This is a genomic window from Arthrobacter sp. 10L430 (assembly GCF_056395245.1).
The window spans coordinates 44337-60034 of the sequence record NZ_JBFTJD010000022.1; the positions used below are offsets into that span (position 1 = coordinate 44337).

Annotated in this window: 13 protein-coding genes; 8 read left to right on the forward strand and 5 right to left on the reverse strand. The window is 64.3% G+C overall.

What is annotated here, in order from left to right:
* Window positions 1–43 precede the first annotated feature (43 nt).
* From AC1DDG_RS16905 to AC1DDG_RS16915, 3 genes are all read right to left on the reverse strand, one after another.
* Window positions 44–721 (reverse strand): NUDIX hydrolase, encoded by a 678-nt coding sequence (locus AC1DDG_RS16905; RefSeq protein WP_476876944.1) that lies wholly within the window; start codon window positions 719–721, stop codon window positions 44–46.
* A complete protein-coding gene (gene nth / locus AC1DDG_RS16910) occupies window positions 718–1536 on the reverse strand; it encodes an endonuclease III (RefSeq protein WP_476876960.1) in 819 nt (272 codons plus the stop codon). The genes AC1DDG_RS16905 and nth overlap by 4 nt, the downstream gene beginning before the upstream one ends.
* A 151-nt stretch (window positions 1537–1687) precedes the next feature.
* Entirely contained in the window at window positions 1688–3268 is a 1581-nt protein-coding gene (locus tag AC1DDG_RS16915) for a hypothetical protein (protein ID WP_476876945.1), read from the reverse strand.
* Window positions 3269–3664: 396 nt separating this feature from the next.
* On the opposite strand from AC1DDG_RS16915, the gene acs reads away from it, so the two are divergent.
* The 5 genes from acs (at window position 3665) to AC1DDG_RS16940 (ending at window position 9887) form a co-directional block, all read left to right on the forward strand.
* On the forward strand, window positions 3665–5677 hold the full coding sequence (acs, locus tag AC1DDG_RS16920; protein ID WP_476876961.1) for an acetate--CoA ligase: 2013 nt from the start codon (window positions 3665–3667) through the stop codon (window positions 5675–5677).
* A gap of 164 nt (window positions 5678–5841) precedes the next feature.
* Window positions 5842–7152 (forward strand): ABC transporter substrate-binding protein, encoded by a 1311-nt coding sequence (locus tag AC1DDG_RS16925; protein ID WP_476876946.1) that lies wholly within the window; start codon window positions 5842–5844, stop codon window positions 7150–7152.
* A gap of 16 nt (window positions 7153–7168) precedes the next feature.
* The gene (locus AC1DDG_RS16930) at window positions 7169–8140 is read left to right on the forward strand and encodes a carbohydrate ABC transporter permease (protein ID WP_476876947.1); all 972 of its coding nucleotides are present in this window, start codon (window positions 7169–7171) and stop codon (window positions 8138–8140) included.
* Window positions 8137–9048 carry a carbohydrate ABC transporter permease gene (locus AC1DDG_RS16935; protein ID WP_230119359.1) on the forward strand — a complete coding sequence of 304 codons (912 nt, stop codon included), beginning with the start codon at window positions 8137–8139 and terminating at the stop codon, window positions 9046–9048. Before AC1DDG_RS16930 ends, AC1DDG_RS16935 begins: the two co-directional genes overlap by 4 nt.
* Before the next feature lie 56 nt (window positions 9049–9104).
* Window positions 9105–9887, forward strand: a complete 783-nt coding sequence (locus AC1DDG_RS16940; protein ID WP_476876948.1) for a DeoR/GlpR family DNA-binding transcription regulator — start codon at window positions 9105–9107, stop codon at window positions 9885–9887.
* 52 nt (window positions 9888–9939) lie between these two features.
* Here AC1DDG_RS16940 and AC1DDG_RS16945 read toward each other — a convergent pair whose 3' ends face one another.
* Both AC1DDG_RS16945 and AC1DDG_RS16950 read right to left on the reverse strand, forming a co-directional pair.
* Entirely contained in the window at window positions 9940–10959 is a 1020-nt protein-coding gene (locus AC1DDG_RS16945; protein ID WP_476876949.1) for a LacI family DNA-binding transcriptional regulator, read from the reverse strand.
* Window positions 10960–10973: 14 nt separating this feature from the next.
* Complete coding sequence (locus AC1DDG_RS16950; protein WP_476876950.1) at window positions 10974–12176, reverse strand: Gfo/Idh/MocA family protein; 1203 nt, start codon at window positions 12174–12176, stop codon at window positions 10974–10976.
* Between the two features lie 224 nt (window positions 12177–12400).
* Here AC1DDG_RS16950 and AC1DDG_RS16955 point away from each other — a divergent pair, with 224 nt between their 5' ends.
* The 3 genes from AC1DDG_RS16955 to AC1DDG_RS16965 all read left to right on the forward strand — a co-directional run bounded on the left by AC1DDG_RS16955 (window position 12401) and on the right by AC1DDG_RS16965 (window position 15675).
* A complete protein-coding gene (locus AC1DDG_RS16955; protein ID WP_230119390.1) occupies window positions 12401–13345 on the forward strand; it encodes a carbohydrate ABC transporter permease in 945 nt (314 codons plus the stop codon).
* 12 nt (window positions 13346–13357) lie between these two features.
* Window positions 13358–14260 (forward strand): carbohydrate ABC transporter permease, encoded by a 903-nt coding sequence (locus AC1DDG_RS16960; protein ID WP_476876951.1) that lies wholly within the window; start codon window positions 13358–13360, stop codon window positions 14258–14260.
* A gap of 71 nt (window positions 14261–14331) precedes the next feature.
* Complete coding sequence (locus tag AC1DDG_RS16965) at window positions 14332–15675, forward strand: ABC transporter substrate-binding protein (protein ID WP_476876952.1); 1344 nt, start codon at window positions 14332–14334, stop codon at window positions 15673–15675.
* Window positions 15676–15698: the final 23 nt, after the last annotated feature.

Below are 15698 nucleotides of genomic sequence, written 5' to 3' on the forward strand. Positions count from 1 at the left end.
CATCCCAGCGTACGCCCAGGCTCGGTTTCAGTCATCGAACGAGCTACAGCATCAGCGGGTGCAGCCGCGTCCGGTCCCAGGGAACCGACCAGCCCAGCTGGTCAAAGAGCTCATTCAGGATCATGCCGGTGAACCCCCAGACCACAACGTCCTTAACGGTGAACGCCGGGCTCTGGAACGTCTGGCTCATCCGCGTGACGGTGGCCATGGCACGGTTTTCCGGATCAAGAAGGTCCCGCACCGGAACGCGGAAAACCTGGGCAGACTCTCCGTAGTCCACCACCCGGACCGGAGACGGTGAGGCCCACCAGCCAAGGACGGGCGTCACGAGGTAGTTGCCCCGGGGCAGCGCCAACTCCGGCAGCGCGCCCAGCACCTCAACTCCGCCAGGGTCCACACCGGTCTCCTCCTCAGCCTCACGGAGAGCCGCAGCAATCGGCGACTCGTCCGGGTCGATGCCGCCTCCCGGAAACGCGACCTGCCCGGGATGGTCATCCAGGGTGTGCGCCCGTTCAAGGAGCAGGACATCCAAATCTGCGGGGGCCAGCGGTTTTCCTGACTCCGCCGGAACGTCATCCAGTGCACCGAACAGGATCAGCACCGCGGCTTTGCGCGCCACCGAGGGGTCGACTGTCAGTGTCCGCCAGTAGGGATTGCGGGCCGGTCCGGTCCCGGCGCTGATCGAATCAACCAGGTCCACCAAGTCCTGGCGTGCGGTCACGGGGCCCTCCGCTGCGATTCCATCCGGATTTCGGCTGCACGGTGCGTCTCAGCCAGTAGCTTCCCCAAGAGCTCTTCGTTGCCGGGGGCAAGCTCGTACTTGAGCAGCTTCGCCGCCTTCACCGGATCCGTCTCGCCCATGCCGAAGCTCGGACACCAGTTCGCCACCGCGCAGGCACCGCAGGCCGGCTTCCGCGAATGGCAGACCCGCCGGCCGTGGAACACCACCCGGTGCGACAGCATGGTCCAGTCCTTGGGCTCGAAGAGTTCGGCAACATCCGATTCGATGCGCACGGGATCGTCGGAGTCAGTCCAGCCGAAGCGCCGCGCGAGGCGGCCGAAGTGCGTGTCCACCGTAATGCCCGGGATGCCGAAGGCGTTCCCCAGCACCACGTTGGCGGTCTTGCGACCGACGCCGGGAAGCGTCACCAGATCCTCGATCCTGCCCGGCACCACGCCGTCGAATTCATCCACCAGTCGCGTCCCCAGTGCCATGAGGTTCCTCGACTTGGCCCGGAAGAAGCCTGTCGGCTTGATGATGGCCTCAAGCTCCTCGGGATCGGCCTCGGCCATGCTGCGTGCGTCCGGATAACGGGCAAAGAGCAGCGGTGTGATGAGGTTGACCGTCACATCGGTGGTCTGGGCAGAGAGTACCGTGGCCACGAGCAGCTCAAACGGACTCCGGAAATCAAGCTCCGCATGGGCGTAGGGATACTGCTCCGCGAGCGCCCGGTTGATCCGCCGTGCCCGCCGCTTCAGCGCCAGCGCAGACCCGCCGGAGGGCTGACCGGCGCCAGCCGCCGGGGCGCCGCCCAGCGGGGACCCGGGCTGCACACTTCCCACAGCGGGGTCCCCGACCAGCGACGGCCCGCCCGTATATGCCTCGGCAGGAATATTTGCCGGGGCAGGAACGCCGCTCCTATGGGCGTCGCCCCGGGGCGACTTGGCGGTGGCCACGGGCGGCCGGCTAGCCGCGCTCGATGTTGCTGAGGTCACGCAAGACTCCCACGCGCCCGTCCGTGTGCTGGACCAGGAATTCGTCTCCCCTGTCCTCAAGCGCCAGAACCCAGCCGCCGGGTTCGATCCCGAACAGCGGTGCACCGGTGCGCTCATCCACGGCCGTGCGGTGCTGCGCTACTGCGAACCAGAAAGCCTCGTGGGCAGGCGGCTGCTCCGTTTCCTCGGGACGGCTGGCCGGATCCACGGTGGCGCCGATCGGCTCCTGTGATTTCACCGGTTCCTGAGCCTTCACCTGCGGATGCACAGCGGTGGCCGGAGTGGCAGAGGCCGCCGGCGCCGCGCTCGCGGCGGCCGCCGCACCGGCTGCTGGAGCCGAGCCGGTGGCCAGAGCTCCATTGACCGGAGTTCCGTCCAGCTGGGTCTCTTCGGCAGCCGGCGATGCCGCTTCCGTGGCTGCGGGACGCTCGGCGGCGGACGGCACGACGGCGGCGGCTTGCGTTTCGGCGGACCCTGCGGCGGAAGGCACGACGGCGGCGGCTTGCGTTTCCGGGGACTCTGCGGCGGCGTTGGTGGCAGACCATGCGCCCGGCGACGGGGCTGCCGACACTCCGGCGGCTGTTCCCGTGTCCTGCGACCCTGTCACATGCGATCCCGACACAGGAGGCGCACCGAAAGTCTGGCCAGCCGCGTACTGGCTGCCCGCCGTCGGGCCCTGTGCTGAAGGGCCCTGTACTGAAGAGCCCTGCGCGGACGAGCCCTGTACCGAAGAACCCTGCACAGACGGCTTAGCATCAAAAGGCTTTGCGTCAGACGGCTTGACATGAGACGGCTTGGCCGGCTTCGGGGCCTTGGGTGCCCTGGGTTTCTGCACCGGAACGGCGGATTCCCGGGCCATGACATGGGCGGGAACTTCGGCGCGGTCCAGGAAGTCGCCGGCGAAGAAGGGGATGAAGCGGGCCAACACCGTGGCGGCGAGCAGCACGAGGGAACCGATCAGGGCAACGAGCAGGCTGGGTGTGAAAGCGCCGGCAATTGAAAGGAAGAAGAAGGCAACGGCAAACGAAGCCACCACGGAGCCGAACTGGTCGATAGACAGCGAGCCGATCCGCACCTTGGTCTCAGGGGCCAGGCGGCGGGCGACGAACAGCGCCGCCACGATGAGCGGCAGGACGATCCCGAGGCCGAGGAAAAACAGGCTGCCGAGGTTCCACAGGTTGTACCTCAAGGCGAACATCGGAATCAGCGATGCGACAAAGAGAACCAATGTGGCCGCGAAAACGGTCAGGTCGCGGACAGTGAAGGGACCTGCGACTGCCTCGTTCTTGGCTCCGGTCCGCTTGCCACCGGCGCCGGCGTTCGACTGGAATGATGCGTTTCCGGCCGGCTGCCCGCCCTGTGGCTTCACCGAGTGGGAGCCGTGGCCCGCATCCAGCGCCCCGCCCCGCTGGGAATCCCTCTGTTGTGAATCTCTCTGGTCCACTCCACCATTTTGGGCGGGAGCCTGTTGGGCAGAGCCCTGATGACCCGGGTCGCGCTGGGCTGGACCCGGCTGGGCCAGACCCGGCTGGTCGTGGCTTTGCTGATTCATACTGTTCTCCTTAGCGTGGCGGCACCCGAGCGGCTGTCAATGCAGGGCGACACCTAACGGCCGGCGGGCCGGACCTTAAGCGGCCAGGCTGCCTCCGACCTTTGTCACGAGTCCTTCTCAGCCTAGCCAAGTGCATGGATGATCACTAGCTGACGGGCCGCGGCGGGGTGCCTGCGGAATGACCGCGAGGGGACCACTCGTCGCTAAATCTGCACCGCTCACTGTTCACTTTGTGACGCGGCACACGTTGGCACAGCAGGAAGCGCTAGGCTGATTTCGGAACAGCTCTTTGCGGTACGTCCGTGATCGGCCGCCGCCCGTTGCCGCGCTCCGCGGCTGGGTGCGGCGATGACGGCGCAGCCGCGCGGCAAAGATCTACGAATGATGAGGTTCACCATGTCCCAGGACACTCCCGGCTCGACGGCTACGGCTTCCACCGCCAGCCAGCAGGGCGACGCTCTCGAAAACCTGCTGCATGAGAACCGTAAGTTTGCCCCCTCCGAGGACTTCGTCGCGAACGCCGTTGTTGGCGCGGAAGTCTATGCGGAGGCGAATGCCGACCGCCCCGCTTTTTGGGCGAAGCAGGCACGTGAGTTGCTGACGTGGAGCAAAGACTTCACCGAAACGCTTGACTGGTCCAATCCGCCGTTCGCCAAGTGGTTCGTCGGCGGTGAGGTCAACGCCGCGTACAACGCCCTGGACCGGCACGTCGAGAACGGCCTGGGCGACCGGGTCGCGATCTACTTCGAGGGCGAGCCCGGCGACACCCGCACCTACACCTATGCCGAACTGACCGAGGAGGTCAAGAAGGCCGCGAACGCCTTCGAGTCCCTCGGGGTGGCCAAGGGTGACCGTGTGGCCGTGTACCTGCCGATGATCCCCGAGGCTGTGATCACGCTGCTGGCCTGCGCCCGGATCGGTGCTGTTCACTCGGTGGTGTTCGGCGGCTTCTCCGCCGACGCGCTGCGGTCCCGCATCGAGGATGCCGAGGCCAAGCTCGTGGTGACCGCGGACGGCACGTACCGGCGCGGAAAGCCCAGCGCCCTGAAGTCCGCCGTGGATGAGGCGTTGTCCGCAGACGGGCACAGCGTGCAGAACGTAGTGGTGGTCAAGCGCAACGGCCAGGATGTGGACTGGCACGAAGGCCGGGACCACTGGTGGGCCGACACCGTCGGGGCCGCCTCCGCCGAGCACACCGCCGTCGGGCATGACTCCGAGCACCCTTTGTTCATCCTGTACACCTCCGGCACCACCGGCAAGCCCAAGGGCATCCTGCACACCACCGGCGGCTTCCTCACCCAGACCGCGTACACGCACAGGGCGGTCTTCGACCTGCACCCGGCAACGGACGTGTACTGGTGCACGGCCGACGTCGGATGGGTCACCGGCCACTCCTACGTCGCCTACGCCCCGCTCATCAACGGCGCCACCCAGGTCATGTACGAGGGCACCCCGGACTCCCCGCACCAGGGCCGCTGGTGGGAGATCATCGAGAAGTACAAGGTCTCCATCCTCTACACCGCTCCCACCGCGATCCGGACCTTCATGAAGTGGGGCCGGGACATCCCGGACAAGTACGACCTCTCCTCCATCCGGGTCCTGGGCTCCGTGGGTGAACCCATCAACCCCGAAGCGTGGATGTGGTACCGCGACGTCATCGGCGGAAACGGCGGCAAGCAAAACCCCGCACCCATTGTGGACACCTGGTGGCAGACCGAAACCGGCGCCCAGATGATCGCCCCGCTCCCGGGAGTCACGGCCACCAAACCGGGCTCCGCCCAGGTGCCGTTGCCCGGCATCGCAGTGGACGTTGTGGACGAAAACGGCGTCTCGGTGCCCGACGGCCACGGCGGCTTCCTGGTGATCCGCGAACCCTGGCCGGCCATGCTCCGCGGCATCTGGGGAGACCCCGAGCGGTTCAAGGAAACCTACTGGTCCCGCTTCGAGACCATGTACTTCGCCGGCGACGGCGCCAAGAAGGACGAGGACGGCGACATCTGGCTCCTGGGCCGGGTGGACGACGTCATGAACATCTCCGGGCACCGGCTCTCCACCACTGAAATCGAATCCGCCCTGGTGAGCCACGCCGCGGTGGCGGAGGCCGCCGTCGTTGGAGCCGCCGACGAAACAACCGGCCAGGCGGTCGTCGCGTTCGTGATCCTCCGCGGCGACGCCGTGGACACAGGTGAGGAAATCATCCAGGATCTCCGCAATCATGTCGGCAAGGAGATCGGCCCGATCGCCAAACCCAAAACCATTCTCGTGGTCCCCGAACTGCCCAAGACCCGGTCCGGCAAGATCATGCGCCGCCTCCTCAAGGACGTCGCCGAAGGCCGCGACGCCGGCGACGCCACCACCCTGGCCGACAACACCGTCATGGCCCAGATCGCGGCTTCGCTGAAGAAATAGTCACAAATCCGCACTTGCAGGGCCTGTCCGCACCGGCGGACAGGCCCTGCTGGTTTTGCGAGAACACGAATGTTGTTTTCCGATCTTTCCTGTTCCCTTTTGAGAGGTTATAGTCGGTCGTATGTGAGGTGTCTCACACGCAGCTGAATTTCAAAGGAGAGATCATGGCAGCACATCCGGAGCAGTCCGCAGCCGCCGGCCCGGGCCGGCGCACAATCCTCAAAACCATGGGAGTCGGAGCTGCCGGAGTGGCGGGCATTCCGTTCCTGGCCGCCTGCACCGGGGGCAGCGGCCCCTCCAGCGGAGGCACGGAATCGTCAGGGCTCACCTTCGGATCAGGTTCCTCGGATGAGGTGCCCAAGAAGGCTTACGAAGCGGTCGCGGAGGCCTTTACTAAGAAGACCGGCAAGAAAGTCTCCACGAACGTGGTGCCGCACAACGATTTCCAGAACAAGATCAATTCCTACCTCCAGGGCTCACCGGACGATACCTTCACGTGGTTCGCCGGCTACCGGATGCAGTTCTACGCAAGCAAGGGCCTCCTCGCTCCCGTGGACGACGTGTGGGAAAAGATCGGCGCCAACTTCTCGGATGCCCTGAAGAAAGCCTCCACCGGCCCGGACGGCAAGATGTACTTCGTTCCCAACTACAACTACCCGTGGGGTTTCTTCTACCGGAAGAGCCTTTGGGCGGAGAAGGGCTACGAGGTGCCGGCGACTTTTGATGCCCTGAAGGCCCTCGCCACCAAGATGAAGGCGGACGGCATCATCCCCATCGGCTTCGCTGACAAGGACGGCTGGCCGGCCATGGGCACGTTCGACTACATCAACATGCGCCTCAACGGCTACCAATTCCATGTGGACCTCTGCTCGCACAAGGAATCCTGGGATCAGAAGAAGGTGATCGATGTCTTCGACACCTGGTCCGCGCTCCTGCCGTTCCAGGATCCGGCCGCACTGGGCCAGACCTGGCAGGACGCCGCCAAGGCCCTGGCAGCCAAGAAGACCGGCATGTACCTGCTCGGGTCCTTCGTCACCCAGCAGTTCACGGATCCCGCCGTGCTGAAGGATATCGATTTCTTCCCGTTCCCTGAGATCGCCGCCGAGGGCCGGGACGCCGTCGAGGCCCCCATCGATGGTTTACTGCTGTCCAAGAAGGGCGGCGAGAACTCTGCGGCGCGCCAGTTCATGGAGTTCATGGGCACGGCCGAGGCCCAGGACGCCTATGCCGCGGTGGATTCATCCAACATCGCCACGGCGAAGGGCACCGACGCTTCCAACTTCACCGACCTTAACAAGAAATGTGCCGAGACCATCGCCAACGCGAAGTCCATCAGCCAGTTCTTCGACCGCGACGCCCTTCCCGCCATGGCCAACAACGTGATGATCCCCGCCCTGCAGACCTTCATTAAGGACGGCAAGATGGACGTCAAAAACCTTGAGGCCCAGGCCAAGACGCTGTACGCAGCCCAATAGCAGGTCGGGGACTCCCATGAGCACTACAGCAAGAGACCTGGTTCCATCGGAATCCAGGGCACCGTCCGGGGCGCCGGCCAAACGGGTCAGGAGCGGCAAGGTCCGCAGGCTATCCCGGCGCGACAAAATCGTCCTGACCCTCATGGTCGGCATTCCCACACTCATCCAGCTGGTGTTCATCTGGCTGCCCACCCTGTTGTCGATCGGTCTCAGCTTCACCCGCTGGAACGGCCTGGCACTGACGGACATCCGGCCGGCCGGCGCCGCGAACTACCAGTACATCTCCCAGGACTACCCGCCGTTCTGGCCCGCCATGCAGCACAACGTGCTCTGGCTGGGTTTCCTGGCGCTGGTGGCCACACCGCTGGGACTGTTGCTGGCAGTTCTGCTTGATCAGAAGATCCGCGGAAGCAAGATCTACCAGAGCATTTTCTTCGCTCCGGTGATGCTCTCCCTTGCACTGATCGGCATCATCTGGCAGCTCTTCTACCAGCGGGACAACGGCCTGCTGAACTTCGTGCTGGGCACGTCGGGCACTCCGCAAGCAGTTGACTGGTTCGGTGATTCCTCCGTGAACATCTGGGCGGCCCTGATCGCGGCCACATGGCGGCATGCCGGCTACGTCATGCTGCTCTACCTGGCTGGCCTCAAAGGTGTCGACCCCACCCTCAAGGAGGCAGCAGCCATCGACGGGGCCAATGCGGGCCAGACGTTCTTCCGCGTCGTCTTCCCTGCCATGCGGCCCATCAACATCGTGATCGTCGTGATCACCATTATTGAATCGCTGCGGGCCTTCGATGTTGTCTACGTCATCAACCGCGGCACCAACGGCCTCGAGCTCATCAGTGCCCTGGTGATCCAGAACCTCGTGGGCGAGGGGCAGGTGATCGGCGTCGGATCGGCCCTCGCCGTCGTTCTGCTGGTCATTTCCCTCGTCCCGATCGTCTTCTACCTCAGCCGCACCTTCGGCAAGGAGAACAAAGCATGAGCACCACAGCCACCCGCGCAGGCCTTCCAGCTGCGGAGGCGCACCGTTCCGGCAGCAAGCCGAAACGCCATTACGGCACGCACATCTTCCTCTCGGCCATGGCCGTTATGTGGCTCGTCCCGCTGGGATGGGCGCTCTTCACGGCCCTGCGGCCCATCGCCTCGACCAATGAACACGGCTACTTCAGCTTTGCCGGGGACTTCAACTTCGACAACTTCGTCCAGGCCTGGACGCAGGGCGGCTTTGCCAAGTACTTCTGGAACTCGGTGATCATCTCCGTTCCGGCCGTGCTGCTGGTCCTGTTCCTGGCGTCCATGATGGCTTTCGCCGTGAGCCGGGTGAGCTGGAAGTTCAACGTCACGCTCCTCATCATGTTCACCGCCGGCAACCTGCTGCCGCCCCAGGTGCTGGCGGCACCGCTGTTCGAGATGGCCAAGCATTTCGAGGTGCCGTATGCCTTCAGCGACTCCGGCAACATGCTCAACACCTACATCGTGGTCATTGCTGTGAACACTGCGTTCCAGATGGGCTTCTGCACGTTTGTGTTGTCGAATTACATGAAAGCCTTGTCCGCTGACCTGACCGAGGCTGCGCTCGTGGACGGGGCAGGAATCTGGCGGCAGTACCGGGAGATCATCATGCCGCTGTGCCGCCCGGCCTTCGCTGCCCTCGGCACGCTGGAAGTCATCTTCATCTACAACGACTACTTCTGGCCGCTCATTTTCATCCAGAGCGGGGACCGGCTTCCCGTCACCACGGCCATCAACAACCTCCAGGGCGAGTTCCTGAACAACTACAACCTCCTGGCGGCCGGAGCCGTGATCACTGTGATACCGACGCTGATCGTCTACCTGCTCCTGCAGCGGCAGTTTGTTGCGGGCCTGACTCTTGGTTCCAGCAAGGGGTAGGCGAAGATGGGCACTAGCAGTCGCGCTTGCCGCTTTCCCCGATTGAGAGGTTCCTGATGCTTCCCGCCGCCCGTCACCAGTCCATAGTGGACGCAGTCCAGCGAGAGCGGGTGGTCCGGGTTTCAGATCTGGCCCAGCAGCTGGGCGTGTCCCTCATGACTGTGCGGCGGGACATCGAAATGCTCGAGGAAAGCGGGCAGGTGGAGCGCATTCACGGCGGCGCCAAGCTGCCCGGCGACGCCAGCACGCACGAGCCCGGCTTCGAACTGAAGTCCACGCAGCTGACTGCCCAGAAACGGGCCATTGCCGTGGAGGCCGCAACACTGGTGCAGGAGGGCATGGCCGTGGCCCTCAGCGCCGGCACCACAACGTGGGCCCTGGCCAAGGAACTCGTGAACGGGCCGCGCATAACGGTGGTGACCAACTCCATCCGGATCGCCGACCTCTTTCATCATGGACCCGTGTCCGGTGCCGCACGCTACAGCTCCACCGTGATCCTGGTCGGAGGCGAACGCACGCCGTCGGACGCCCTGGTGGGGCCCATCGCCACGGCAGCGCTCAGGCAGCTGCACCTGGACCTGTTGTTCCTCGGCGTGCACGGCATGGACGCCGAGGCCGGCTTCACCACCCCCAACCTGCTCGAGGCCGAAACCGACCGGGCCTTTGTGGCCGCATCACGAAAGGTGGTGGTCCTCGCGGACCACACGAAGTGGGGCACCCAGGGCATCAGTACCATCGCCGAACTCGAGGAAACAGACGAGGTGATCAGCGATTCGGGCCTTTCCGGCGAGGCCCAGCGGATTCTCCGGGACCGGGTGAGCAGGTTGCGGCTCGTTTAGGTTGCCATCCCGGCTGCGGCCTGCGGCTGAGGGAACTCCGCCTGAACTTCCCTCAGCCGCAGCCGCAGGATTGCCTGACCAGCAGTCGCGTCGGGAAGATGCGGTGCTGCGCGGGTTCGGCACGGTCAGCGCCGACGAGCGCGCGCACCGCGGCCTCCGCCATTGCCCGCACCGGCTGTTCCACAGTGGTTAGCGCCGGCCACGAATACTCCGCCTCCAGCGAGCCGTCGAAAGATGCCAGTGCCACGTCGCCGGGCACTGACAGTCCCGCTTCGTAAAGGGCACGGATAATGCCGATTGCCTGCATATCGGAGCTGGCAAAGATGGCAGTGGGCCGGTTGCCCGTCCCCAGGAGGCGCTTGCCGGCCGCGTAACCGCCGACGCGGGTGAACTCGCTGCGCGCTATGGGCCCTTCCGCCAGACCGGCGTCCTTGAGGGCCTGCAGCCACCCATATTCACGTGCATCCCCTTCATTGCCGGTGGTGGTACCCATGGCCAGGCCGATATTGGTGTGGCCGTGCCAGATAAGGTGCTCCACCGCCGTGCGGGCTCCTTCGGCCAGGTCCACACCCACAGTGGTGAAGCCTGCGGACCTCTCGCTGTGGCTGAGCAGCACGGACGGTATCTCCGCAGCCTGCAGGTCAGTCAGATCCGGATCCAGCAGCACACTCGCCAGCACCACGCCATCCACTTGTCTGGCGGCCAGGTTGCGGATGTTCCTCCGCTCCTTGGCGAGGTTGCCGTCCGAATTCGTCAGGAACAGCGCGAAGCCCAGCTCTGCCGCCGCGTCCTCCACTGCATGGGCCAGCATTGAGAAGAAGGGGTTGCTGTTATCGGGGACGATCAGGCCTATTGTCTCCGTTGAGCCGAGCTTGAGCGCACGGGCTGCGGCGTTCGGCCGGTAGCCAAGCAGGCGAATGGCGTCCTGGACCTTGGCCTCCGTGGCCGGCGCAACCTTCTTGGGCCCACCATTGACCACGTAACTGACGACGGCGGTGCTCACCCCGGCGTACCGGGCAACATCCTTGCGGGTCACCTGGGTACGGGGGGCGGGCACTGCCGGGGTGGTCATAGTGTCCATGCTAGCTACAGCGACGCCGGGGCATCGCCGAAATCCCGGATGATCAGGCGTTCGCCGTTGCGCCGGGCGGACTCGTGGGCCACGATGCCCGGCAGCGTGAACCGTGCCGCAGTCCAGGCGTTGACCGGCGGAAGCGTGCGGTTATTGACCGCCGTGACGAAGTCATCCACAAGGAAGTGGTGGCTGCCCTCGTGTCCGTTCGGGGCTCCCCGGAATTCTTCGGGGAGACGCTCGCTGTCGTGGACGGGCGCAAGACCCGAAACGAAGGCATCGCGGAGTTCAGGTGCCACATTGGCCAGCGATGGATCATCGAGGGACATGCTGGGCCTTGACTCCATCTGCTCCGAAATGTCGTGGACGTTGGCCTTGTCCTGCCAGACCGTGACCTTGGCCAGCTGCTCAAAGCTGGCCTCCGTGCCGAAGAACCTGAACCGGGACTCGCGGATGTGGGACGGGTACCCCACGCGGCGCATCTCGTTGGTTCGCATCACACCGCCGTCGTTCAGTTCAAACAGTGCCGTGGCGTTGGAAAAGTCATTGCCGAACATGCTGACGTCCCGGTCGAACACTCCGTCCTGCCGGTCATCCCTCACACCCACGCAGCTGACGCTGACAGCGTGCGCCGGCACCGCGCCCAGCACGCCTCCAATGGCGTGCGTCGGGTACAGCATGGGCGGGTAGCTGGCCGTCTCCTTCCAGCGCTCGCCCCCGCTGTACTGGTAGGCGTCGTAGAAGCCCAGATCCATGTCGTGGACGTAGTCGCCCTCCGTGTAGAACACCCGGCCGAATGTTCCGGCCGCATGCTGCTTCCGGGCGTAGACGGTGGCCGGGTTGTAGTAACTGGTCTCACCCATCATGTAGACGTTCCGGGTCTCCCTCACGGCTTCGATAATGCGGGCGATCTCCTCCTCGGAAATCGCCATGGGCACCGCCGAGTACACGTGCTTGCCGGCCCGGAGGGCCCGCTCCACGAGGGGACCGTGCGTCCAGCGCTGCGTGAAGATGGCGACGGCGTCGACGTCGGAGGCTAGGAGATCCTCGAAGCTCGCCACGGAACCTGCCAGGCCGTAGTGCTCGATTGCTTCTGCTGCCCGTTCCGGCCGCTCATCCACCACATAGACCTTGCTCACGCCCGGGTGCAGGTTGAAGAGGTGGGCGAACTGGCCGCCGAACTGGCCTACGCCAACTACTCCGATTGAAAACGTCATTGTTTGGTGCCTCTCAAGGTGGTGGAACTGGCATCCGTTGGGCTGACAAAGGTCCCGCCGGGGGTTGCGATCAGTCTTACACCGGAATCTACTCGAGTCAACGTCTTCAACGTTGCAGAAGAAATTCCCTGAGAAATCCTCAGATTTAACTTGTTCTCTGAAATCTACTCGTGTAGATTCAGTGGCGATTGTTAGTCACATCACACACTCAGGAAGGGTCGATGATGACCACCCTTACCAAGAATCCGCCCGCTGCAGCGCACAAGGCGCCGCAGCGTTCCAACCGGGGCCGTGGCATGGCAAAGCTGGGCGACCTCAGGATTGCGCTGCTGTTCATCCTTCCGGCGATGATCGGCTTCGTTGCTTTTTTCCTGGTGCCGACCATCCGGGGCATCTACTTGAGCTTCACCGAGTACAGCGTGCTGGGCGAACCGGAGTGGATCGGCCTTAAGAACTACACGTCGATTTTTGCGGACGAGCTCTTCTGGAACGCCATGGCGGTGACCGTCCAGTACGTCGCAATCAACATCGGCCTTCAGACAGTCATTGCGCTCGGCCTGGCGCTGCTGATGCACCGCGTGGCAAAGTCCACGTTCGTCCGCGGCGCGTTGCTGCTTCCGTTCCTGGTAGCCAACGTGATCGTTGCCCTGCTGTGGTTCTGGATGCTCGATTACCAGCTGGGTATCGTGAACGAGATCATCAACTGGATGGGCCTTCCCCGCATTGCCTTCTTCGGCAGTGAGCAGTGGGCCATCCCCACCATCGCCTTCGTCAACGTCTGGCGCCACATGGGCTACACCGCCCTGCTGATCTTCGCCGGTCTCCAGTCCATTCCCAACCACGTCTACGAGGTCGCCTCGCTGGACGGCGCCTCGCCGACCAGGACGTTCTGGAGCATCACCATGCCGCTCCTGCGCCCGGTTCTGGCACTCGTGCTGGTGGTCACCGTCATCGGGTCATTCCAGGTCTTCGATACCGTCGCGGTCACCACCGGCGGCGGTCCGGTCAACGCCTCGCGCGTCATCCAGATGTACATCTACCAAAAAGCCTTCGGCGAATCGGACTTCGGGTACGCCTCCGCCCTGTCCGTCATTCTCTTCGTGATCCTCGCACTCGTGGCCTTCATCCAGATGAAGTTCCTCAAGGGCAACGAATCGGATCTGGACTAAGGAATCCCTGCCATGACCACTCAAACACTCGCCCCCCGCAAGCCCATCAACTGGCGCCGCGCCGGCGCCTGGACGCTCGTCGCCCTGGCGCTCATCGTCACCATCGTCCCGTTCCTGTGGATGCTCCGGACGGCCCTGTCCAGCAACCACTCGCTCGCCTCCAACGCTGCGAACCTCCTTCCGGCCGACTTCAGCTGGGGCGCTTTCAAGCGGGTCTTTGGAATGCAGTCCGCAGAAGAGGCCATTGCCGAAGGAGGCTCCGGGGCGGACATTAACTTCTGGCTCTACCTCCGCAACTCCATTATCTTTTCGACCGTGACCACGGCCGGCCAGGTCTTCTTCAGCGCCATGGCCGCCTATGCTTTCTCCCGGCTCCGCTGGCCGGGACGGAACCTGGTGTTCGGCCTGTTCCTCGCCACGATGATGGTGCCGCCGATCTTCACCGCGCTGCCGAACTTCCTCATGATCAAGAACCTGGGTCTGCTGAACACGTTCGCCGGCCTGGCCCTGCCGTTCCTGTTCATGACCCCCTTTGCGATCTTCTTCCTGCGGCAGTTCTTCCTGAACATGTCCCGTGAGGTCGAGGAGGCAGCGATGCTCGACGGTGCGAAACACCTGCGCATCTTCTTCCAGATCGTGCTGCCCAACGCCGCAGCACCGCTGGCCACGCTCGCGTTCCTGACGTTCGTGGGCCAGTGGAACGAATATTTCTGGCCCCTGCTGGTGGGCCAGGACGAGAACGTCCGCGTCCTGACCGTGGGCCTGGGCGTCTTCAAGTCCCAGTCCCCGCAGGGCGCCCCGGACTGGGCCGGACTCATGGCCGGCACCATCGTCGCCGCCCTGCCGGTACTGCTGCTCTTCTTCGCCTTCGGCAAGAGAGTGGTCAACTCCATCGGCTTCTCCGGCATCAAGTGAAGCCTGTCCCACCAAACTCAGCCCAAACCGCCGCTCCCGGCAATCCACGCACCACCCACGAAAGGTCCATCATGAAGAAATCCCTCGGCGCCGTCGCTGCCGCCGCAGCCATCGCCTTGTCCCTCTCCGCCTGTGGCGGCGCATCGTCCACCCCTTCGGCCGAGGCCAAGGGCGAAATCAACTACTGGCTCTGGGACGCCAACCAGCTTCCGGCCTACCAGCAGTGCGCCGCCGACTTCACCAAGGCCAACCCCGACATCAAGGTCAAGATCACCCAGCGCGGCTGGGACGACTACTGGACCACCCTGACCAACGGCTTCGTCGCCGGCACTGCACCGGACGTCTTCACCGACCACCTTTCCAAGTTCCCCGAATACGCCTCAAAGAAGCAGCTGCTCGCCCTGGACGACGCCGTTCAGAAGGACGGGGTCAAGCTGGACGTCTACAACAAGGGCCTCGCCGATCTCTGGGTAGGCCAGGACGGCAAGCGCTACGGACTGCCGAAGGACTGGGACACCGTTGCGATGTTCTACAACAAGAAGCTCGTCAAGGACGCCGGCTACACCGAGGAACAGCTGAAGAACCTCGACTGGAACCCGCAGGACGGCGGCAGCTACGAGAAGGCCATCGCCCACCTCACCGTGGACAAGAGCGGCAAGCGCGGCGACGAGGCAGGCTTCGACAAGTCCAAGGTGGCCGTCTACGGCCTGGGACTGGAGAACTCCGGCTCCGGCCAGGGCCAGACCCAATGGAGCTTCCTGTCCGCCACCACCGGCTGGACCCATACGGACAAGAACCCGTGGGGCACGAAGTTCAACTACGACGATCCCAAGCTCCAGGAAACCATCAAGTGGTGGGCCGGCCTCGCGGACAAGGGTTACATGCCCAAGCTTGAGACCACCGTCGGCGCGAGCGTCTCAGACGCCTTCGGCGCCGGCAAGGCCGCCATCAACACCAACGGATCCTGGATGATCGGCCAGTACACCAGCTACAAGGGTGTCGAAACCGGAATCGCCCCGACCCCCAAGGGACCTGACGGCAAGCGTGCCAGCATGTTCAACGGCCTGGCCGACTCCGTCTGGGCCGGCACCAAGAACCCGGCTGCTTCCGTGAAGTGGGTCGAGTACCTGGCCTCCAGCGCCTGCCAGGACGTCGTCGCCTCCAAGGCCGTCGTCTTCCCCGCCATCAAGAGCTCCTCCGAGAAGGCTGCCGCTGCCTTCAAGGCCAAGGGCATCGACGTCACCGCCTTCACCACGCACGTCACCGATGGCACCACCTTCCTGTTCCCCATCGCCGACAAGGCCGCCAAAGTGGACGGCATCATGAAGCCCGCCATGGACGCGGTAGTGTCCGGCAAGAAGGACGCCAGCTCCCTGACTGACGCCAACGGCCAGGTCAATTCCCTCTTCAAGTAGGGACGAAACTGGGCGACAATCGA